We start from the raw sequence: 19479 nt of genomic DNA, 5'->3' as shown, positions 1-19479 counted from the left end.
CGGAGGTGGACCGAGATCGGCCCACTTCCGCACCTCCGCAGGACGGGGGAGGCGGACACCCCCTGGACCCTGCCGGCGAGCGCGGCAGCACGTCAGCGGTGCGTCAGGGGGCGGTCAGCCCCTCCTGCCACTCTCATACCTGTGAACGGCAGGGGAAACCGGACGCCGGACACAGGGAGAGGTGCCCGGAGTGGTTGATCGGGGACCAGCGAGCACGCCTCAAGGTCGGGCCCCCCGGGGCCCACGCAGGTTCGAATCCTGCCCTCTCCGCCGGTACGGGTCGTCAGGCGATCGCCTGGAAGTGGTCGAACTCGCCCGCCCGAATGCCGAGTACGAAGGCGTCCCACTTGCGGCGGTCGGTGGTGACGACGGTGTCCGGGGCGCTGGTCTCGTGCAGATGGACGCTGCCCTCTTCACCGATGGTGACCTCGATGGGCGCCCTGCGCCGCGTCTCCTCCTTGAGTACGGCGATGAAGGTGCCGAAGGCGGCGGGGGTGGCCGTGAGTATCGCTCCGCCGGGGTCTGCGGATTCGGTGAGGTGGATCGTTTCGGCAGTGGCGGCCACGTGGACGCAGGACTCTCCCTCGCCGCAGTACGAGGACTTCTGCCAAGGGGTGGAGAACATGTCTGCCTCTCACATGGTCCGGACGATGTCGTGGATGAGGGTCCGTGACTCCAACTCGATGAGGCTGAGGGCCGTCAGACGGTCGAAGATCCGGCGGTACTTGTCGAGCTGGGCCGCCGCGTCCAGCAGGACGATCCCGTGCGACTGGTCGAGCTGGACGGTGTCGAGTTCCTGCACAGGGCCGTGGACGTAGTAGATGGGCTGGCCCGCGCCGGGGTATCCGCCGGCTGCGAACGGCACCACATGGAGGGAGATGTTCGGGTGCTCGCTCATCTTGAGCAGGTGCTTGAGCTGCTGCCTGGCGACGTCCCGGCCACCGAACCTCATGTGCAGCGCCGCCTCGTGGATGACTGCCCGATAGGAGACGGTGTCCTTGCGGAAGAGCACCGCCTGACGCTTGATGCGGAACGAGGCGCGGTGCTCCAGCTCCGGCGGTGAGAGTTCGGGCACGACCTGGCGGAACACCTCCCGCGCGTGGTCCAGCGTCTGGAGCAGACCGGGGATACCCGAGGTGTGGGCGGTGCGCAGCGCCGTGCCGTGGTGCTCCAACTCGGCGAGGTCCAGCAGTCGTGACGGCAGGATTTCGCGGTACTCCTCCCACCAGCCGCGTTTGCGCTCCCCGGTCATTCCGGCGATGGCCTCGACGAGGTCCTTGTCCGGGCAGTCGTACTGGCACGCCATGGTGCGTACGCGGTCCGCGCTCACGGCGAGGCGGCCCGTCTCCATGTTGCTGACCTGCGCCTGCTTGATGCCGAGGAGTCGAGAGGCCTCCGTCGACGTCAGGCCTGCGCGCTCGCGCAGTTTGCGCAGCTCAGCGCCGAACCGCAGCTGCCGTGCTGTCGGGTTGGTCCTCACGGGCATGCCCGTCGCTCCTCCGTACTGCCCGTCACCCACACAGGTGGTTGCAGCATTTATTGCTCTGAATGGGATGAAGAATATATTCCCAAGTCGCTACTTTGGGCTCGGCGCCGCATCGCCCAGAAGTGCACCGACCGACGGGGTGGCAGGCCACTGGGAGCACAGGCAACTCCCTTCAGCGATCGGAGACTTCCATGTCCACCGTATCCCCGCCCTGGACCTACACCCTTCAGCTCCCGCACGATCCACGCGCACCGGGGATCGCCCGGGCAACACTCCGAACCGTCCTCGCCGCACACGACCTCTCCGCCCTCACCCCCGCCGCGGAACTCCTGGCCGCCGAACTCCTCACCAACGCGCATCTGCACACCGCCGGCCCCTACGCCCTCCGCCTCCTCGGACGGGAACCGGGGCGGCTGCGTATCGCCGTCTGGGACACCGACCCCCGGGTCCCGCCCGGATTCAGCAAGGGCGAGGCCGCCTCCGTCGTCCCGGACGACTCCGAGGGCGGACGCGGGCTGCACCTCGTACGAGCCTGCGCCGACTCCTGGGGTGCCTCGGTGTTGCGGGAGCTGGGCGCGTCGAAGGGCGGGAAGCTGCTGTGGGCCGACTGCCGGTGACGGAGGCGGCGAGCCGAGTTCAGAGGAAAATCTCAGTGAAGTCGGGGCAGGTTTCTCACCTTCGTGGGAGAGAGTGAGGCCTGATGAAGCGCATCTCACGCATCTGGCGCACCTCACGCCCCGCCCTCGCGTGCGCCGTGGTGACGCTCGCCCTGACCTCGGCGTCCGTGGCTGCCGCCGATGACGGGCCGGGTCCTTTCGGGGTCACCGCCGCCATGGTCGCGACGCGGCAGAGCGTGCGGGTCGGCGCGTTGTTCGGTGCGGACCGGGCGGGCAAGCCGGCCGGCGGGCACTTCTGCACCGCCTCGGTCGTGCACAGCCGCCGGCGCGATCTCATCGTGACCGCCGCGCACTGCGTGGCCGGGGACGACGGGGATCTGCTCTTCGCGCCGGGGTACCGGGACGGGAAGGCGCCCTTCGGGGTGTGGAAGGTGGGGAAGCGGGTCCTGCCCGACGGGTGGGCCGAGGGGCAGCACGAGGACAGCGACATCGCCTTCGCCCACGTCGAGGAACTGCACGGGAAGCAGGTCGAGGACGTCGTCGGCGGCAATGGGTTCGCCACCGGGACGGACACGGGTGCCACCGCAGTGACCCTCACCGGGTATCCGGACAGGCGCGAGGCGCCCATCACCTGCACCAACAAGCCGACCCTGCACAGCAGGACGCAGCAGCGCATCGACTGCCCGGAGTTCAGCGGCGGCACCAGCGGCAGTCCGTGGGTGAACGGTGACCGGCAGGTCGTCGGGGTGCTCGGCGGACACGAGAAGGGCGGCGCCACCGCTGACACCTCGTACAGCGTGGTGCTGGGCGCGGAGGCCGCGGAGTTGTACAAGGACGCGACGGCCGGCACCTGAGCAGTCCGGCAGACGGCGACCGGCTGCCGTGGGGGCCTGAGGAGCGGTCCGGCACATCCCCGATGCGCTCAGTCGGCGCTCCGATCACGCCGAGCGGTGCACCGAGTTGCGGGCCGTCCCGCCGAAGGCGCCGCGCGGTTGGCCCGGATCCCTACTGGACAGGGTCCGACCAGGGCCGGTTACGACCGGCTGCGGGGGTCCCGGCCGTAGACTGACCCCCGGCGTACTCCCGGGCGGCGAGGGGCGGTTGACGGTGCGTAAGGCATGGATCGCGGCGGGGGCCGGTGTCGGTGCCGCGCTCGCGTTCGTGATGCTGCTCGTCGTCGGTGTCTACGTCGTCGCCGGGAACCTCGTCAACAGCGTCACCACGGGCGGCCGCGGGCTCGCGAAGGGAGCCGTACCTGCCGCCTACAAGGGGCTCGTGCAGCAGTGGGGCAACCTGTGTCCCGCGCTCAGCCCCGCCCTGCTCGCCGCCCAGCTGTATCAGGAGAGCGGCTGGAACCCGACGGTCGTCAGCCCCGCCGACGCGCGGGGCATCGCCCAGTTCATCCCGAGCACCTGGGCGACGCACGGAATCGACGGCAACGGCGACGGCAAGCGCGACATCTGGGACCCGGATGACGCGATTCCATCGGCCGCGTCGTACGACTGCGAACTCGCCAAGTACGTCAAGGACGTTCCCGGCAACGTCTCCGACAACATGCTCGCCGCCTACAACGCGGGTGCCTACCGGGTCATAAAAGCGGGCGGCGTACCGGCCATCAGCGAGACGCAGAACTACGTCGAGCGGATCCGCAGCCTGGAGCAGAGCTTCGCCGCGCCGGTCAGCCGGATCGATCCCACCCGGCAGGCCGCGGGCGCCATCGCCTTCGCCCAGAGCAAGCTCGGCACGCCCTATCTGTGGGGCGGCAACGGCACCTCCGACCAGGGCGGACGCTTCGACTGCTCGGGTCTGACCAAGGCCGCGTACGAGAAGGTCGGCATCGCCCTGCCCCGGGTCGCCAACGACCAGTACAACGCGGGCCCGCACCCCTCGCGGGACCAACTGCTCCCCGGCGACCTGGTCTTCTTCTCCGACGACCTCACCGACTCGCGGGCCATCCGGCACGTGGGGATCTACGTGGGCGGCGGGTACATGATCGACGCGCCGCGGCCGGGTGCCGTGATCCGGTTCGACCCGGTCGACACCCCTGACTACTTCGGTGCCACACGAGTCACCGAAGATGGCGCAAAAGCGCTCCCCACCAAGGTGTGAACCGAGCGTGAACCCACCACCTGAGCTGCGGCGATGAGTCTCTCTTCGATAACGTCTGAGTGATCATTCGGTGGAGGGTGGAACGTATGGATGGGGGCTGTGCGTTCCTGTTGACGTAGCCGAGCGGACGTCAGTGCGGCAGTGCAACGGAAGCGGATCTACGAACCACGGGGAGCTGGAGCGACGCACACGAGGTGCGTCCGGGAAGACGACGAAGGGGCCGCAGCACGATGGCTGTACTCGCCGAATCCGGATCGAACCCCGACGTCGACCTGCTCTACGACATCAATGGCCTGGCCAAGGACGCGCCGCACTGGTTCGACCGGGCCATGGAGTTCGTGGGCGAATACGGACTGCTGCTCGCGATGGTGCTGCTGGTCCTGTGGTGCTGGTGGTCGGTGCGTCGCCGGGCCGACAAGGACGCCGCATCCTCCGTGGCCGCGCTGGTGTGGGCCCCGCTCGCGGCCGGCATCGCGATCCTGGTGAACGTACCGATCCGGGGCTTCGTCGAACGCCCCCGCCCCTTTGTCGATCACCAGGGCCTGGACGTCCTCGTCTCCGGCAAGAGCGACTTCTCCTTCGTCAGCGACCACGCGACGATCACGATGGCACTCGGCGTCGGTCTGTTCGTCGCCAACCGCCGCTTCGGCATCGCGGGCATCGGCCTGGCCCTGCTGGAGGGCTTCTGCCGGGTGTACATGGGCGTGCACTACCCGACGGACGTCGTCGGCGGCTTCGCGCTCGGCACGGCGGTCGCCCTGCTCCTGTCCCCCCTGGCGATGGCGCTGCTCACCCCGCTGATGAAGGCGGTGGAGCGGTCGCGCCGGGCCGGCTGGATCGTGCGCCGCCGCCCGGCACCGGGCGAGCAGCCGGACGCGCTGGTCCCCGGCGCCCGCCAGGCACTGGAATCCGAGGAACGCGACCTGGCGGCGTAGGGCCTGATCCGCCGGCCAGGCCCAGGTCCGGTACGCCCTCGCCCCTGCGGTGCGCTCCTACAGACCCTGTGCGTAGGAGAAGAACTTCTGCGGGTCGTACTGCTTCTTCACCTTGCCGAGCCGGGTCGCCGCGTCCCCGTAGTACGCCGTGCGCCAGTTGGTCAGGGTCGGGTCCGTGTAGTTCTGGTAGGCCGCGCCGGAGGCGTACGGCTTCATCGCGTTGTGCGCCGAGGTGAGCCATGACTGGGCCGAGCTGCCGGAGGCGCCCGCGCCCCAGGATGCGATGTACTGGGCCAGCATGCGGGAGCGGCGGTGGACGAAGGCCGTCGCGGTGGGGGAGACCCGGTTGACCGCACCGCCGAGGGCCGTGAACGCGATGCTGCCCGCGCCGCCCCGGACGGAACCGATCTGCTTGAGCAGGGTCTGGATGCCCGCCGAGGACAGGGAGCGGTCGAAGAAGTCGGAGCGGGCCGCGTAGGTCTCGCGGCCCAGGGCGCCCTGCGGGGAGCGGCCCGGGGTGGAGCCGGGCAGATGGCACTGCGCGTCGGTGGAGAAGGAGGAGCAGCCGGCGTAGATCTCCATCGCCTCCTCGTAGCCGCGGCGCCGCAGGGTCACGGACCTGGCGTTCGCGCCGGCCTTGTGCGCCAGGCGGTCCACCGCGTTCTGGAGTTCGCCGTAGGTACCGAGGGAGAAGCAGGCCACGGAGATCGCGGGCGTTCCGCCCGGGGTGTTCGACAGGTGGAGCGAGGACCAGATCTCGTCCGGCTGGGTCGGGCCCCACTCCTGCCAGGCCTTGATCACCGCGGCCGCCTTGGACCAGGACCACGTCATGTACGCGGTGACCGCCTGCGGCGCCGGGTGGGTCTTGAACTGCAGCTCGGTGACGACGCCGAAGTTGCCGTTGCCCGCGCCGCGCAGCGCCCAGAACAGGTCGGAGTGGGACGTGGCGTTCGCGATCACCTGGGTGCCGTCCGCCGTGATCACCGTCGCCTGGGTGAGGCTGTCGCAGGTCAGGCCGTAGGCGCGGGAGGCGACGCCGTGGCCGCCGCCGAGGACCAGGCCGGAGACGCCGACCGTGGGGCAGGAGCCCGCGGGTATGGTCACGCCCTTCGCGGCCAGCGCCCGGTAGACGTCGATCAGCTTGGAGCCGGCACCGACCACCGCCTGTCCGCCGCTCGCCCGGACCCGGTTCAGCTTGGACACGTCGAGGATCAGCCGGTTGTCGCCCGAGGAGTAGCCGGCGTAGGAGTGGCCGCCGTTGCGTATCGACACCCGTATCCGGTGGGACTGGGCGTACGCCAGGGTCGTACGGATGTCGTCGGCGTGGGCGACATAGGCGACCGCCGCCGGCTTCAGGCCGTCGAATCGGGTGTTGTACAGCTGGTGGGCCGTCTTCCAGGCACCGTCCCCGGGGCGTACCAGGGTGCCGTCCAGGTCGCGGGCGAGGGCCGCCCAGTTGGCCGCGGCGGCCTGACTGGTGGTTTTCAGTGCGGTACCGGAGGATGAAAACGCGTGCGCCGAGGACCCGGCGGACGTGCCCGAACGAGAACTGCACCCGGTCAGGGCCGTCGCGGCCAGCGCGGCCGCGCCGCCCGAGATGAACGTACGCCGTTCCATGTTCGTCGCCTTTCCTCGGCTCTCGAGGAACCAGACGACGCCATGCGCACAAGGGTTCCCGCGAGCGGGGGAACGAGCATCGAATACGCGTCCGTGTAACCCGGCCGTCGGAACCTGGGTGTGCCCTCCCCGTAAGCATTCCGTGACCTAACCGGGCCGACGGCAGGGGTTCACCCACCGTTCACCTATGCCCATCGGCGGCTTCACCTGTTCTGCCTAATTTCGGCCCTGCACGGTGCGGAGCGGCCACAAATGCGCTCGCCCACCTCGACCTCGCACGCCGCCCACTGCGGCGGCTCCTGGAAGGAACTCCCGAAAGTGAAGCTTCAGCGCAAGAACCGGCTGCGCGCCCTGTCTCTCGGTGCTGTCGCCGTCTCCGGCGCCCTGGCCCTGACGGCGTGCGGCTCCGACGACAACGGCAACAACAACTCGGGTGGCAAGTCGACGGCCTCGGCCAGCGCGGGCTCCATCAAGTGTGACAACGCCAAGGGCCAGCTGCTCGCCGATGGCTCGTCCGCTCAGAAGAACGCCATCGACGCCTGGGTCAAGGCCTTCTCGCAGGCCTGTGGCGTGCAGATCAACTACAAGGGTGGCGGCTCGGGCGCGGGTGTCACCGCGTTCACGCAGGGTCAGGTCGCCTTCGCCGGTTCCGACTCCGCGCTGAAGCCCGAAGAGGTCACCGCCTCCAAGCAGGTCTGCAAGGGCGGCCAGGGCATCGACCTGCCGATGGTCGGCGGACCGATCGCCATCGGCTTCAACGTCCCGGGTGTGGACAACCTCGTCCTGGACGCGCCGACCCTCGCCAAGATCTTCGACAGCAAGATCACGAACTGGAACGACCCGGCGATCAAGGCTCTGAACAAGGACGCGAAGCTCCCCAACCTCAAGATCCAGCCGTTCCACCGCTCTGACGAGTCCGGCACCACGGACAACTTCACCAAGTACCTGATCGCCACCACCCCGGACAACTGGAAGTACTCCGGCGGCAAGGCCTGGCAGGCCAAGGGCGGCCAGTCCGCTCCGCAGTCCGCGGGTGTCGCTCAGCAGGTGAAGCAGACCTCCGGCGCCATCGGCTACTTCGAGCTGTCCTACGTCGGCGACGGCGTCAAGGCCGTCTCCATCGACACGGGCGCCAGCAAGCCGGTCGCCCCCAGCACCGACAGCGCCACCGCCGACATCGCCGCCGCCAAGGTCGTCGGCACCGGCAAGGACCTGTCGCTGAAGCTCGACTACAAGACCAAGGCCGAGGGCGCCTACCCGATCACCCTGGTCACGTACGAGATCGTCTGCGACAAGGGCAACAAGGCGGACACGCTGCCCGCCACCAAGGCTTTCCTGCGCTACATCGCCAGCGAGGACGGCCAGAAGGTTCTTTCGGGCATCGACTACGCGCCCGTTCCCGAGGAGATCATCGCCAAGGTCCGCACCACCATCGAGGGCCTGAGCTGACCTGATCCGAGAGTGCGGCCCGGTTCTTCCGAGACCCGGGCCGCACCGTCCGGTGCACCGCCGCCCGGAGCCGCGACTCCCCAGGGGAAGCAGCTCCACCGAGCCGCCCACCCCGCGGCTCCGCAGACCGGAGAACCCTGATGGACATATCGACCCAGACAACTGACGCATCTCCCCCGACGCCCGAGCCGACCGTGGCCCAGAAGCCCAACGCCCGCGGCGCGAGCCGCGCCGGCGACCGCATCTTCCTCGGTCTGTCCCGGGGCTCCGGCATCCTGCTGCTGGTGATCATGGCCGCGATCGCGGTCTTCCTCACCTACCGCGCCTCGCTCGCGATCAGCAAGGACCACGGAAACTTCCTGACCACGTTCGAGTGGAACACCAACCTCAACCCGCCGGTCTTCGGTATCGCGGTACTGGCCTTCGGCACGGTCGTCTCCTCGATCATCGCCATGGCCATCGCCGTCCCCGTGGCCGTCGCGATCGCGCTGTTCCTCACGCACTACGCCCCGCGCAAGCTGAGCGGTTCGATCGCCTATGTGATTGACCTGCTCGCCGCGGTGCCGTCCATCGTCTACGGCCTGTGGGGCGCCCTGATCCTCGTCCCGCACATGCAGGGCCTGTACGGCTGGCTGAACGACTACCTCGGCTGGACCGGCATCTTCTCCTGGGAAGACGGTGCCCCCCGCGCCATGCTCACCGTCGGCATCCTGCTGGCGATCATGATCCTGCCGATCATCACCAACGTGAGCCGCGAGGTCTTCCGTCAGGTTCCGCGGACGCACGAGGAGGCCGCCCTGGCCCTCGGCGCCACCCGCTGGGAAGTCGTCCGCATGTCGGTGCTGCCCTTCGGCCGCTCCGGCGTGATCTCCGCCTCGATGCTCGGCCTCGGCCGCGCCCTCGGCGAGACCATGGCCGTGGCCACCGTGCTCTCCCCGAGCTACGACATCCAGGCCAGCCTGCTCGACCCGGGCGGCGGCACCTTCGCCCAGAACATCGCCAGCAAGTTCGGTGAGGCCACCGAGCAGGGCCGTGACGCGCTCATCGCCTCCGGTCTCGTGCTCTTCGTCATCACCCTGCTGGTCAACGGCGCGGCCCGTGCGATCATCGCCCGCCGCAAGGAGTACTCGGGGGCCAACGCATGAGCACCGCAGCCGCCAGCCACAAGCGCGTCAGCACCCTGCGGGCCGCCAGCCTCCCGAAGTGGACGCCGTGGGCCATCGCCGCCGGCTCGCTCGCACTCGGGATCGGCATCAGCTTCGCCGCCGACCTGCACAGCAAGATCCAGTGGGGTCTGATCGCCGCGGTCCTCTTCATCCTCGGCACCTACGGCATCGCCGCCCGGGTGGAGGGCCGCCGGCAGGCCAAGGACCGGATCGCCACCTCGCTCGTGTGGGTCGCCTTCCTGCTCGCCGTCGTCCCGCTGGTCTCCCTGGTCTGGGTGACCATCTCCCGCGGCGTGAAGGTCCTGAACGTCTACTTCCTCACCCACTCCATGGGTGTCGTCGCCGACTCCGAGCCGGGCGGCGGCATCTACCACGCGATCATCGGAAGCCTGGAGCAGGTCGGCCTCGCCACGCTGATCGGCGCCCCGATCGGCGTGATGACGGCGATCTACCTGGTCGAGTACGGGCGTGGTCGCCTTGCGACGGCGGTCACCTTCTTCGTCGACGTCATGACGGGCATCCCGTCGATCGTCGCGGGCCTGTTCATCCTCAGCCTGATGCTCATCTTCGACATGCAGCCGTTCGGCTTCGCCGGTTCGCTGGCCCTGGCCATCCTGATGATGCCGGTCGTCGTGCGCTCCACGGAGGAGATGCTCAAGCTCGTCCCGAACGAGCTGCGCGAGGCGTCGCTGGCGCTCGGTGTGCCGAAGTGGCGGACCATCCTGAAGGTGGTCCTGCCGACCTCCATCGGCGGCATCACCACGGGCATCATGCTCTCCATCGCCCGTATCGCGGGCGAGACCGCGCCGGTCCTGCTGCTGGTGTTCGGCAACCCGTTCATCAACAACAACCCCTTCGAGGGTGCGCAGGCGTCGCTGCCGCTGTACATCTATCAGCAGTACGCGCAGAGCGCGGGTGCCAATGCGGCATACGACCGTGCGTGGGCGGCGTCCCTGACGCTGATCGCCTTCGTGATGATCCTGAACTTGGTGGCCCGCGGCATCGCCCGCTGGAAGGCCCCCAAGGCCGGTCGCTAGAGCAACGATGTGCGGCTACCGCCGCGTGGCGGCCAATCGGCGACCGATCAAGACTTATCTGGAAGTGAAGTAGACAATGGCCAAGCGAATCGACGTAAGCGGACTCACCGCCTACTACGGCTCCCACAAGGCGATCGAAGACATCTCGATGACCGTCGAGCCCCGCTCGGTGACGGCGTTCATCGGGCCGTCCGGCTGCGGCAAGTCGACGTTCCTGCGCACGCTGAACCGTATGCACGAGGTCACGCCCGGTGGGCGGGTCGAGGGCAAGGTGCTGCTGGACGACGAGGACCTGTACGGCGCCGGTGTCGACCCGGTGTCCGTCCGCCGCGAGGTGGGCATGGTCTTCCAGCGCCCGAACCCGTTCCCCACGATGTCGATCTACGAGAACGTGGCGGCCGGGCTGCGCCTGAACGGCAGCTACCGGAAGTCCGAGCTGAACGACATCGTCGAGAAGTCCCTCAAGGGCGCGAACCTCTGGAACGAGGTGAAGGACCGCCTGAACAAGCCGGGCTCCGGTCTGTCGGGTGGTCAGCAGCAGCGACTGTGCATCGCCCGCGCGATCGCGGTCGAGCCGAAGGTGCTGCTCATGGACGAGCCCTGCTCGGCCCTCGACCCGATCTCCACGCTCGCCATCGAGGACCTGATCGGTGAGCTGAAGGAGCGGTTCACGATCGTCATCGTGACGCACAACATGCAGCAGGCGGCGCGTGTCTCGGACCGTACGGCGTTCTTCAACCTGTCCGCCGTCGGGCAGCCGGGCCGTCTGATCGAGATCGACGACACCGAGCGGATCTTCTCGAACCCGTCGGTCCAGGCCACGGAGGACTACATCTCCGGCCGCTTCGGCTGAGCCGGCTCCTCTGGAACCCCTCGCGGTGCTGCATGGCGGTGCCACCGCGAGGATGCAAAAGGGCCCGCCCCTGGCTCCCGGGGGCGGGCCCCTGCGTGTTCACTCCGTGGGTCGGCGGGGAGACGGGGGCTCTGCCCCCAACCCCGCCGGGGCTGCGGCCCTGGGACCCGGCCAGCCCGTCTCGGTCGGCTGATCCACCCTCTGGGGCTCCGCCCCTCGCCCCCGCTTGCCCACCCGCCCAGCCCGTCTCGGTCGGCTGGATCACACCCTCTGGGGCTCCGCCCCTCGCCCCCGCTTGCCCACCCGGCCCACCCGGCCAGCCCGTCTCGGTCGGCTGAGGGGTGGGGGTGTTCGTGGGGCGGTCGGGCTGGAAAGTGAAACGCCCACCCTCTCGCTCAGGTCTGGAGCCGAGCGAGACGGGTGGGTGTGGTGGGCGACCCCGTGCCCCGGCTACAGCACCGTCAGGTCGATCAGACCGAACGCCAGCGCCGCTACCAGTGCCGCTGCCGGCATGGTGATGAACCAGCCCAGGACGATGTTCTTGGCCACGCCCCAGCGGACGGCGTTCACCCGCTTCGTCGCACCCACACCCATGATCGCCGAGGTGATCACATGGGTCGTGGAGATCGGAGCCTTGAAGATGAACGCCGTGGTGAACATGATCGACGCGCCCGTCGTCTCCGCGGCGAAGCCCTGCGGCGGGTCGAGTTCGATGATCTTTCGGCCCAGGGTGCGCATGATGCGCCAGCCACCTGCGTAGGTGCCGAGGGACAGCATCACGGCACAGACGATCTTGACCCAGACCGGGATCGGGTCGCCATACGTCTCGTGGCCGGAGATCACCAGTGCCATCACCACGACACCCATCGTCTTCTGGGCGTCCTGGAGACCGTGACCGAGGGCCATGCCCGCCGCCGAGACGGTCTGGGCGATGCGGAAGCCGCGCTTGGCCTTGTGCGGGTTGGACCTGCGGAACAGCCACAGGATCGCGGTCATGACCAGGTAGCCGACGATCAGGCCGACGAACGGCGACACGAACATCGGGATGATGACCTTGTCGATGACACCGTTCCAGAGCACCTCCGTGCCGCCCGCCAGCGCGGCGCCGACCAGGCCGCCGAAGAGGGCGTGGGAGGACGAGGAGGGCAGGCCGAAGTACCAGGTGATGAGGTTCCAGACGATCGCGCCGACCAGCGCCGCGAAGAGAATCCCCATCCCCTTCGAGCCCTGGGGCGTCTCGATCAGACCCTCGCTGACGGTCTTGGCGACCCCGGAGCCCAGGAAGGCACCCGCGAGGTTCATCACCGCGGCCATGGCGAGAGCCGCTCGCGGGGTCAGCGCACGCGTCGACACCGACGTCGCGATCGCGTTCGCGGAGTCGTGGAAACCGTTCGTGTACGTGAAGAAGAGCGCGACCGCGACGGTCACGATCAGGGCGAAGGTGTCCATCGACGCTTCAGGACTCCTTGACGGCGATGGTCTCCACCGTGTTCGCCACGTGCTCGAACGCGTCCGCCGCCTCTTCCAGGACGTCCACGATCTGCTTGAGCTTGAGCACCTCGATCGCGTCGTACTTGCCGTTGAAGAGGTGGGCCAGCAGCTTGCGGTGGATCTGGTCCGCCTGGTTCTCCAGACGGTTCACCTCGATCCAGTACTCGGTGAGGTTGTCCAGTGTGCGGAGGTTCGGCATCGCCTCCGCGGTCAGCTCGGCCGCGCGGGCCAGGACCTCGATCTGCTGCTCGACGCCCTTCGGCAGCTCCTCGACGTTGTAGAGGACGACCAGGTCGACGGCCTCCTCCATGAAGTCCATGATGTCGTCCAGGGACCCTGCGAGGGTGTAGATGTCCTCGCGGTCGAACGGCGTGATGAACGAGGAGTTCAGCTGGTGGAAGATCGCGTGCGTGGCGTCGTCACCTGCGTGTTCCGCGGCCCGCATACGCTCTGCGATCTCGGCCCGGGCGGAGGAGTCCGCCCCGAGCAGTTCCATCAGGAGTTTCGAGCCCGTGACGATGTTGTCCGCGGATGCGGCGAACATGTCGTAGAAGCTCGTCTCCCTGGGGGTCAGACGAAAGCGCACGTGTGGTCCTCGGGGTGCTTCGGTTTCGGTCAGGCTGATGCTAGGCGCATCATCCGGCCACGGCTATCGGGCCGTCCCCCAGTGTCGCCCATCGGACACAGTGATCAGCACGGGGGCGTACCAAGGGCCCCTTACCCAGCAAAATTCGTTACCATATACCCACCAGGGGTATGTATCCGCAGCTTGTCCCGAGATGGAGGCCCGCGATGACGACGACCGAGGCCGGCGCCACGCACGGTTACCACAAGCAGAAGGACGAGCACCTCAAGCGGCTGCGCCGGATCGAGGGCCAGATCCGCGGTCTGCAGCGCATGGTGGAGGAGGACACCTACTGCATCGACATACTCACCCAGGTGTCCGCCTCCACCAAGGCCCTGCAGTCCTTCGCCCTGCAGCTGCTGGAGGAGCACCTGCGGCACTGTGTCGCGGACGCGGCCCTCAAGGGCGGCGACGAGATCGACGCCAAGGTGGACGAGGCCACGAAGGCGATCGGCCGGCTCCTGCGCACCTGAACATCGGGCACCGCGTGCTTCGACACCCGCAAACCTCCGGTGCCCGCAGTCGTCAGACCTCGGCGGATTCCCGTTCCTCGGCGACCCGCAGCACCTCGTCGATGCTCTCCATGCTCAGCCGGTCCTCGGCGGCCGAGGCGGCGATGATCAGCTCTCCGCACAGCTCGATCTCGGCGAGGGCCACGTGGTCCTGAACTGCCGTACCGCCGACCGGAGCCACGTGCATCACCTCTTCTCTGCCGTCACCGACTTCCTAGAGTAGGCAGCGGTCTACACGCCGCGCATGGCACGGACGGGCTAGTTCGGGGGTGGCGTCCCGGACTAGTGCGCTGGCTGATTTTCGGCCCCGCTCTCGGCGATACGGCCCGCGTAGATGTCCTTCGGACTCGGCAGGCGCACGTCCACGGGGGCGCCGAAGTCGTACAGCAGTGTGGTCGAGGCCACAGCCACGGCGGTCTCCTCCCGGCCGTTGACGAAGCTGAAGCGCTGGCGCAGCTTGCGGATGCGGCCCTGGTCGTCCAGGTAGACGTCGAACGGCACCCGGGCCGTGGCGAACCCTTTCGCCGCCGCCGCGAGGGACGCCTGGTCGGCCGCCGAGGCGCGCCTCGACGCGCGGGACAGATCGGCCGTCCCCCGGTAGTGCCGCACCGGCGTGCCACCGACCTCGGTCCGCCCCACGTACGTCGCCGCACGGGTCCCGCGCAGCACCTCCGCGGCCGCGTACGGGTCCGTCACGCCGCCGGTGACGAGGTTGCCGTCGGACAGGCTCGCGGTCTCCACGCGCACCCACTTGTCGGCTGGTACCCCCGCGCCCCGGTTCTTCATGAACAGGGCGCCCGGGGCCAGCAGCTCGGTGATGGGCCGGTGCTCGGAGGCGCCCGCGGGATCCTCCGGCAGCACGACGGTCAGCTGCCCGAGCCGGCGCCGGTAGTCGTAGACGCCCTTGCCGCGGATGGTGACCCGGGTGCCGCCGGTCGCCATCTCCATGGATGTGGTGGCCTTGGAACTGCCCGCGCCGCGCAGGGTGTCGGCGGCGCGCTGCAGGGTGGTCACCGGGTCGCCGTCCGCGCCGTTCACACCCTCGGCCGCGGCTCCGCTGCCGGTACACGCCGTGGCGCCCACCCCGAGCCCGACCAAGATCCCCACCGCGACGACCGTCCTGCCTGCCCGCCTGTGCTGCCGCCGATCCATCGCCTGCCTACCCCCAGCCGGTACGTCCGTCACGGGCCCCCTGTCGTCTCGGTTAACGACGGGTAGGGAGTGCCGTCACGCACTGCCGAAGGCTGGGAAAGGGCATACAAGCCCTTTAACCGCGGTGTCGGTAACGTTGTCACCGTGGGAGAGCAGGACGGGCCGGGGCGACTCCGGCAGGGGCAGGGACAGGAACACCTCGCGACGACGATCGAGCAGGGCCGGTTCTGTGTGGCCCGCTGCACCTGCGGCTGGCGCGGCCCGGCCCGCCGGGCCCGCAGCCAGGCCAGAACGGACGCGGAGGGCCACACGGCGAACCTGTGACCGGGCGAACCTGTGACTACAGGTGCTCGAACGGCCGGACGAGGGCGTCCACGAGGTCGCGGTCGCGGGGCTGGGTCAGACGGCTTCGGGCCGCGGTGGGGGAGAGCCACAGGATCCGGTCCACCTCGGCGCTCGGGGTGAAGCGGCCGGAGACGGCCTCGGCCGCCCAGTAACGCACCTGTTTGGGGCGGCCGTTGGCCAGGTAGCGCAGGGTCGGCAGTTCGTTTCCGGGATCCGCGGTGTAGCCCGTCTCCTCGGCGACCTCGCGCAGGGCGCCCGGGAGCGGGGCCTCGCCCCGCTTGAGCTTGCCCTTGGGATGGGACCAGTCGTCGTACTTCGGCCGGTGGACCAGACAGACCTCCAGCTCGCCGTCGACCGGTGAGCGGCGCCACAGCACGCAGCCGGCTGCCTGGACCAGGGTGTCGTTCACACCGTCTCCTCGGGAGGGCTCAGGGTGCGTTGACCGTCTCTTTCTGCCATGCCTGCTGGAAGGCGAATCTGGCCGCCTCCACCTCGTGCCGCTGGTCGGCGTGGAGCACGCCGAGGGCGTACGCCGTCGCCGGCGCGATGCGGGGCGTACGGGCCGCCTGCGCGGCCGCGGCGGCCGCCTCCGAGGCGTCCCGGTGCCGGTTCAGGGCCTGTCCCGCCGCCAGCAGCCGTACGTCCACGGGCGTTCCCCCGGGTTCTCGGCCTCGCTCGGGGCGGGAGGTGTCCCCACCGCCGTAGAGCACCTCTAGGGCGTAGCGGTGCAGGCGCAGCAGCAGGCGGACCTGGTGCCAGGGGCCGTCCTGGGGGTGCGGGGACGGATCCGGGGAGAGGCCGTGGACCAGGGCCTCCGCGTTGTAGGGGTGGCCGGCGGTGAGCAGGGGGAGGGCGGCGACGGCGTCCGTGAGGCGTTCCTCGGCGGCCGCGGCGAGGGGGCGCAGGCCGGTGGTGGGGGCGGTGGGGGTCAGGGGGACTTCGCTGGCCAGTACGGCCACCTTGTCGGCGACCGCGTGGAAGCGGCTCGATCCCAGGGCCTGAAGAGCCGTCGAGTGGGCGCGGGTCCGGGCGAGGGTGAGCTGGCGCTCCAGCAGAGCCCCGGCTTTCGCCGCGCCCACGGTGAGGTTGCCGCGTTCCGGCGCGGCCACCGGGTGGGCAGGGCCGCCGGAGTGCGGAAGTGCCGCTTTCAGCGGGACGGGTGCCGTCCCGGCGGCACGACTGCCCGCACCCGGTTCGGCGGTGCCGACGGTCACCGAAGCGATGGCCTGTGCGGGCAGCGTCGTGGAACCCGACAACCGGTGCAGCGCCAGCAACAACCGTTCCAGGCGGGACTCGTAGGCGTGTTCAAGGCCCAACGTGCCGGACAGCCAGGCCAGTTCCGGACGCATCTCCTCGGACCAGTCCGTGTCGAGGAGGGGGCGGAACGTGTGCAGGCTGCCGCTGATGCGGCGGGCCGAGCGGCGCAGGGCGCGGGCCGCGTCGACGGACTGATCCGCGCCGTTCGCCGCGGGGCCACCTCCCGTCTCGCGGTGCAGGCGCAGCGCGCGCAGGAACTCCGTGGCCTGGGCGCGCAGATACCCCGCGAGGGCCTCCCCCGTGACCTCCGTGGCCGTGGGGTCCGTCGGGTCAAGGTGTTGCTGTGCCACGCCGGCGCCTCCGGGCGTCTATGAGCATCTCCTGAACGTTGCGCAGGGGCTGTCCGTCCGCGTCGGTCGCGTGCCTGGTCCACTCGCCGTCGGGGCCGAGGTGCCAGGAGGCGGTGGCGTCGGACATCCCGGTGTCGAGCAGCCGGTTCAGGGCCGCCCGGTGGCCGGGGTCGGTGACCCGGACCAGGGCCTCTATCCGGCGGTCGAGGTTGCGGTGCATCATGTCGGCGCTGCCGATCCACATCTCGGGCTCGCCGCCGTTGCCGAAGGCGAACACCCGGGAGTGTTCGAGGAAGCGGCCGAGGATCGAGCGGACCCGGATGTTCTCCGACAGGCCCGTGACGCCCGGGCGGACGGCGCAGATGCCCCGCACCCAGACGTCCACCGGCACGCCTGCCTGGGACGCGCGGTAGCAGGCGTCGATGACCGCCTCGTCGACCATCGAGTTGACCTTGATGCGGACGAAGGCCGGACGGCCCGCCTGGTGGTGCTGGGCCTCCTTGTTGATCCGCGCGACCAGGCCGTCCCGCAGGGACTTGGGGGCGACGAGGAGCCGGCGGTAGGTCTCGCGGCGGGAGTAGCCCGACAGCCGGTTGAAGAGGTCCGAGAGGTCCGCGCCGACCTGCGGGTCCGCCGTCAGCAGGCCGAGGTCCTCGTACAGGCGTGCCGTCTTGGGGTGGTAGTTGCCCGTGCCGACATGGCTGTAGCGCCGCAGCGTGTCGCCCTCCTGGCGGACCACCAGGGACAGCTTGCAGTGGGTCTTCAGGCCGACCAGGCCGTACACGACATGGCAGCCGGCCTCCTCCAGCTTGCGCGCCCACTTGATGTTGGCGTGCTCGTCGAAGCGGGCCTTGATCTCGACCAGGACCAGCACCTGCTTGCCGGACTCGGCGGCGTCGATGAGCGCGTCGACTATCGGGGAGTCGCCGGAGGTCCGGTACAGGGTCTGCTTGATCGCGAGGACGTCCGGGTCGCCGGCCGCCTGCTCCAGGAAGGCCTGCACGGACGTCGAGAACGAGTCGTACGGGTGGTGCAGCAGCACGTCCCGGCTGCGCAGGGCGGCGAAGATGTCGGGCGCCGACGCGGACTCGACCTCGGCCAGGTCACGGTGGGTGCCCGCGATGAACTTCGGGTACTTCAGCTCGGGCCGGTCGAGACCGTGGATGCGGAAGAGACCGGTGAGGTCCAGGGGGCCGGGGAGCGGGTACACCTCGGCCTCGGAGATCTTCAGCTCGCGCACGAGGAGGTCCAGCACCTCGCGGTCGATGGACTCCTCGACCTCCAGGCGCACCGGCGGGCCGAAGCGGCGCCGCATGAGTTCCTTCTCCAGGGCCTGGAGAAGGTTCTCGGCGTCGTCCTCCTCGACCTCCAGGTCCTCGTTGCGGGTGAGCCGGAAGGCGTGGTGCTCCAGCACCTCCATGCCCGGGAACAGCTCTTCCAGGTGCGCGGCTATGACGTCCTCCAGCGGGACGTACCGGCCGGGCGCGGCCTCCAGGAAGCGGGACAGCAGCGGCGGCACCTTCACACGGGCGAAGTGCTTGTGGCCGCTGACCGGGTTGCGTACGACGACGGCCAGGTTCAGGGACAGGCCGGAGATGTACGGGAACGGGTGCGCGGGGTCCACGGCCAGCGGGGTGAGGACCGGGAAGATCTGGTGCCTGAAGAGCGTGAAGAGGCGCGCCTGCTCCTTCTCGGTCAGCTCGTTCCAGCGGACCAGGTGGATGCCCTCCTCCGCGAGGGCGGGGGCGACGTCCTCGTGGTAGCAGGCGGCGTGCCGGGCCATCAGCTCGCGGGAGCGGGCCCAGATCATCTCCAGGACCTCGCGCGGCTGGAGGCCGGAGGCCGAGCGGGTGGCGACCCCGGTCGCGATACGGCGCTTCAGACCGGCCACCCGGACCATGAAGAACTCGTCCAGGTTGCTGGCGAAGATCGCCAGGAAGTTGGCGCGCTCCAGCAGGGGCGTGTTCGGGTCCTCGGCCAGCTCCAGTACGCGCTCGTTGAACGCGAGCCAGCTGCGCTCCCGGTCGAGGAAACGCCCCTGCGGCAGCGGTGCCCCCTCACCCGGTGCCTCCTCGTACGCGTCGAGGTCCGCATCGATGTCGGGCTCGAGGTCGGAGACGTTCGCCGCCACCGTGTGCGGCCGGTGCGCCGCGATGGAGCCCACGGAGGGCTGCACGTGCTGGACCTCTGCCTGGGTGTCTTGCTGACTCATGACCCCATTCTTCCGCGCCAAGGGCGAGACAGGCGCGTCGGAACGTGCGGGAGGGAGCTTCACTGGCCCTTTTCCCGCGAGCCCCTCGGGGGGCGGCGAAGGCTCTGGCACGGCGGGCTGCATTGGCCGAGCGTCGCAAGTCCGTCTGAATCGATGGTTACGGAGACATGACGTGCGGGATATCGGGGGGCGGCTCGAAGGGGTCCGCGTCGCACAAGTGACGATCCGGTACCCACGAAAGCGACGATCCCGTACGTCACTCCCCC

At 69.5% G+C, this 19479-nt stretch carries 20 protein-coding genes and 1 pseudogene; 11 read left to right on the top strand and 10 right to left on the bottom strand.

Translation table 11 applies throughout. The annotated features are described in order from the left end of the window. Positions 1 to 175: 175 nt before the first annotated feature. Positions 176 to 270, top strand: a pseudogene (locus tag ACIRU3_RS16995). Positions 271 to 283: 13 nt separating this feature from the next. Here the strand turns inward: ACIRU3_RS16995 and ACIRU3_RS16990 are convergent. Together ACIRU3_RS16990 and ACIRU3_RS16985 are read right to left on the bottom strand one after the other, a co-directional pair. Beyond that, positions 284 to 625, bottom strand: a complete 342-nt coding sequence (locus ACIRU3_RS16990; RefSeq protein ID WP_404056886.1) for a DUF397 domain-containing protein — start codon at positions 623 to 625, stop codon at positions 284 to 286. Positions 626 to 634: 9 nt separating this feature from the next. Further along, a complete protein-coding gene (locus ACIRU3_RS16985) occupies positions 635 to 1486 on the bottom strand; it encodes a helix-turn-helix domain-containing protein (RefSeq protein WP_404056884.1) in 852 nt (283 codons plus the stop codon). Between the two features lie 191 nt (positions 1487 to 1677). On the opposite strand from ACIRU3_RS16985, the gene ACIRU3_RS16980 reads away from it, so the two are divergent. From ACIRU3_RS16980 to ACIRU3_RS16965, 4 genes are all read left to right on the top strand, one after another. Beyond that, complete coding sequence (locus ACIRU3_RS16980) at positions 1678 to 2103, top strand: ATP-binding protein (protein WP_404056882.1); 426 nt, start codon at positions 1678 to 1680, stop codon at positions 2101 to 2103. A gap of 83 nt (positions 2104 to 2186) precedes the next feature. Continuing rightward, positions 2187 to 2957, top strand: a complete 771-nt coding sequence (locus tag ACIRU3_RS16975; RefSeq protein WP_404056880.1) for a trypsin-like serine peptidase — start codon at positions 2187 to 2189, stop codon at positions 2955 to 2957. Between the two features lie 253 nt (positions 2958 to 3210). Continuing rightward, entirely contained in the window at positions 3211 to 4212 is a 1002-nt protein-coding gene (locus tag ACIRU3_RS16970) for an NlpC/P60 family protein (RefSeq protein WP_404056879.1), read from the top strand. Between the two features lie 230 nt (positions 4213 to 4442). Further along, positions 4443 to 5147 (top strand): phosphatase PAP2 family protein, encoded by a 705-nt coding sequence (locus ACIRU3_RS16965; protein WP_404056877.1) that lies wholly within the window; start codon positions 4443 to 4445, stop codon positions 5145 to 5147. Between the two features lie 57 nt (positions 5148 to 5204). Here ACIRU3_RS16965 and ACIRU3_RS16960 read toward each other — a convergent pair whose 3' ends face one another. Beyond that, positions 5205 to 6764 (bottom strand): FAD-binding oxidoreductase, encoded by a 1560-nt coding sequence (locus tag ACIRU3_RS16960; protein WP_404056876.1) that lies wholly within the window; start codon positions 6762 to 6764, stop codon positions 5205 to 5207. Between the two features lie 318 nt (positions 6765 to 7082). Here ACIRU3_RS16960 and pstS point away from each other — a divergent pair, with 318 nt between their 5' ends. The 4 genes from pstS (at position 7083) to pstB (ending at position 11269) form a co-directional block, all read left to right on the top strand. Then, positions 7083 to 8213 (top strand): phosphate ABC transporter substrate-binding protein PstS, encoded by a 1131-nt coding sequence (gene pstS / locus ACIRU3_RS16955; protein WP_404056938.1) that lies wholly within the window; start codon positions 7083 to 7085, stop codon positions 8211 to 8213. A 140-nt stretch (positions 8214 to 8353) separates the two neighbouring features. Continuing rightward, positions 8354 to 9358: a phosphate ABC transporter permease subunit PstC gene (gene pstC / locus ACIRU3_RS16950; protein ID WP_404056874.1), complete on the top strand. Its 1005-nt coding sequence runs from the start codon at positions 8354 to 8356 to the stop codon at positions 9356 to 9358. Further along, positions 9355 to 10416, top strand: a complete 1062-nt coding sequence (gene pstA, locus ACIRU3_RS16945) for a phosphate ABC transporter permease PstA (protein WP_404056872.1) — start codon at positions 9355 to 9357, stop codon at positions 10414 to 10416. Before pstC ends, pstA begins: the two co-directional genes overlap by 4 nt. A 76-nt stretch (positions 10417 to 10492) precedes the next feature. After that, entirely contained in the window at positions 10493 to 11269 is a 777-nt protein-coding gene (gene pstB / locus ACIRU3_RS16940) for a phosphate ABC transporter ATP-binding protein PstB (protein WP_404056870.1), read from the top strand. 450 nt (positions 11270 to 11719) lie between these two features. On the opposite strand, the gene ACIRU3_RS16935 is transcribed toward pstB, so the two are convergent. Together ACIRU3_RS16935 and ACIRU3_RS16930 are read right to left on the bottom strand one after the other, a co-directional pair. Further along, positions 11720 to 12718 (bottom strand): anion permease, encoded by a 999-nt coding sequence (locus tag ACIRU3_RS16935; protein WP_404056868.1) that lies wholly within the window; start codon positions 12716 to 12718, stop codon positions 11720 to 11722. A gap of 7 nt (positions 12719 to 12725) precedes the next feature. After that, entirely contained in the window at positions 12726 to 13346 is a 621-nt protein-coding gene (locus ACIRU3_RS16930; RefSeq protein WP_404056866.1) for a DUF47 domain-containing protein, read from the bottom strand. Between the two features lie 206 nt (positions 13347 to 13552). Between ACIRU3_RS16930 and ACIRU3_RS16925 the strand changes: the two genes are divergently transcribed. Next, a complete protein-coding gene (locus ACIRU3_RS16925) occupies positions 13553 to 13858 on the top strand; it encodes a metal-sensitive transcriptional regulator (protein WP_073901267.1) in 306 nt (101 codons plus the stop codon). A gap of 52 nt (positions 13859 to 13910) precedes the next feature. Here the strand turns inward: ACIRU3_RS16925 and ACIRU3_RS16920 are convergent, their stop codons facing one another. Both ACIRU3_RS16920 and ACIRU3_RS16915 read right to left on the bottom strand, forming a co-directional pair. Continuing rightward, the gene (locus tag ACIRU3_RS16920; RefSeq protein ID WP_404056864.1) at positions 13911 to 14084 is read right to left on the bottom strand and encodes a hypothetical protein; all 174 of its coding nucleotides are present in this window, start codon (positions 14082 to 14084) and stop codon (positions 13911 to 13913) included. A 95-nt stretch (positions 14085 to 14179) separates the two neighbouring features. Further along, on the bottom strand, positions 14180 to 15049 hold the full coding sequence (locus ACIRU3_RS16915) for a hypothetical protein (protein ID WP_404056862.1): 870 nt from the start codon (positions 15047 to 15049) through the stop codon (positions 14180 to 14182). Between the two features lie 144 nt (positions 15050 to 15193). On the opposite strand from ACIRU3_RS16915, the gene ACIRU3_RS16910 reads away from it, so the two are divergent. After that, positions 15194 to 15373, top strand: a complete 180-nt coding sequence (locus ACIRU3_RS16910) for a hypothetical protein (protein ID WP_404056860.1) — start codon at positions 15194 to 15196, stop codon at positions 15371 to 15373. Between the two features lie 16 nt (positions 15374 to 15389). On the opposite strand, the gene ACIRU3_RS16905 is transcribed toward ACIRU3_RS16910, so the two are convergent. From ACIRU3_RS16905 to ACIRU3_RS16895, 3 genes are read right to left on the bottom strand one after another with little or no spacing between them, the layout of a single operon-like run. Next, on the bottom strand, positions 15390 to 15803 hold the full coding sequence (locus ACIRU3_RS16905) for an NUDIX hydrolase (protein ID WP_404056858.1): 414 nt from the start codon (positions 15801 to 15803) through the stop codon (positions 15390 to 15392). A gap of 19 nt (positions 15804 to 15822) precedes the next feature. Beyond that, the gene (locus ACIRU3_RS16900; RefSeq protein ID WP_404056856.1) at positions 15823 to 17001 is read right to left on the bottom strand and encodes a CHAD domain-containing protein; all 1179 of its coding nucleotides are present in this window, start codon (positions 16999 to 17001) and stop codon (positions 15823 to 15825) included. Beyond that, positions 16982 to 19336 (bottom strand): RNA degradosome polyphosphate kinase, encoded by a 2355-nt coding sequence (locus ACIRU3_RS16895; RefSeq protein ID WP_404056854.1) that lies wholly within the window; start codon positions 19334 to 19336, stop codon positions 16982 to 16984. The genes ACIRU3_RS16900 and ACIRU3_RS16895 overlap by 20 nt, the downstream gene beginning before the upstream one ends. Positions 19337 to 19479 lie beyond the last annotated feature (143 nt).

The sequence above is a fragment of the Streptomyces sp. NPDC101151 genome (genome assembly GCF_044768335.1).
In the GTDB taxonomy this organism is placed as follows: domain Bacteria; phylum Actinomycetota; class Actinomycetes; order Streptomycetales; family Streptomycetaceae; genus Streptomyces.
The sequence above is the reverse complement of the archived record's forward strand: the minus strand, read 5'-3'. Positions and strand labels throughout refer to the sequence as shown.

Coding starts and splice junctions, on each gene's coding strand:
- ACIRU3_RS16990 (WP_404056886.1), bottom strand. CDS start 625: ATGTTCTCCACCCCTTGGCAGAAGTCCTCGTACTGCGGCGAGGGAGAG.
- ACIRU3_RS16985 (WP_404056884.1), bottom strand. CDS start 1,486: ATGCCCGTGAGGACCAACCCGACAGCACGGCAGCTGCGGTTCGGCGCT.
- pstB (WP_404056870.1), top strand. CDS start 10,493: ATGGCCAAGCGAATCGACGTAAGCGGACTCACCGCCTACTACGGCTCC.
- pstC (WP_404056874.1), top strand. CDS start 8,354: ATGGACATATCGACCCAGACAACTGACGCATCTCCCCCGACGCCCGAG.
- ACIRU3_RS16915 (WP_404056862.1), bottom strand. CDS start 15,049: ATGGATCGGCGGCAGCACAGGCGGGCAGGCAGGACGGTCGTCGCGGTG.
- ACIRU3_RS16925 (WP_073901267.1), top strand. CDS start 13,553: ATGACGACGACCGAGGCCGGCGCCACGCACGGTTACCACAAGCAGAAG.
- ACIRU3_RS16965 (WP_404056877.1), top strand. CDS start 4,443: ATGGCTGTACTCGCCGAATCCGGATCGAACCCCGACGTCGACCTGCTC.
- ACIRU3_RS16980 (WP_404056882.1), top strand. CDS start 1,678: ATGTCCACCGTATCCCCGCCCTGGACCTACACCCTTCAGCTCCCGCAC.
- ACIRU3_RS16975 (WP_404056880.1), top strand. CDS start 2,187: ATGAAGCGCATCTCACGCATCTGGCGCACCTCACGCCCCGCCCTCGCG.
- ACIRU3_RS16935 (WP_404056868.1), bottom strand. CDS start 12,718: ATGGACACCTTCGCCCTGATCGTGACCGTCGCGGTCGCGCTCTTCTTC.
- ACIRU3_RS16920 (WP_404056864.1), bottom strand. CDS start 14,084: ATGCACGTGGCTCCGGTCGGCGGTACGGCAGTTCAGGACCACGTGGCC.
- ACIRU3_RS16895 (WP_404056854.1), bottom strand. CDS start 19,336: ATGCAGCCCGCCGTGCCAGAGCCTTCGCCGCCCCCCGAGGGGCTCGCG.
- ACIRU3_RS16960 (WP_404056876.1), bottom strand. CDS start 6,764: ATGGAACGGCGTACGTTCATCTCGGGCGGCGCGGCCGCGCTGGCCGCG.
- pstA (WP_404056872.1), top strand. CDS start 9,355: ATGAGCACCGCAGCCGCCAGCCACAAGCGCGTCAGCACCCTGCGGGCC.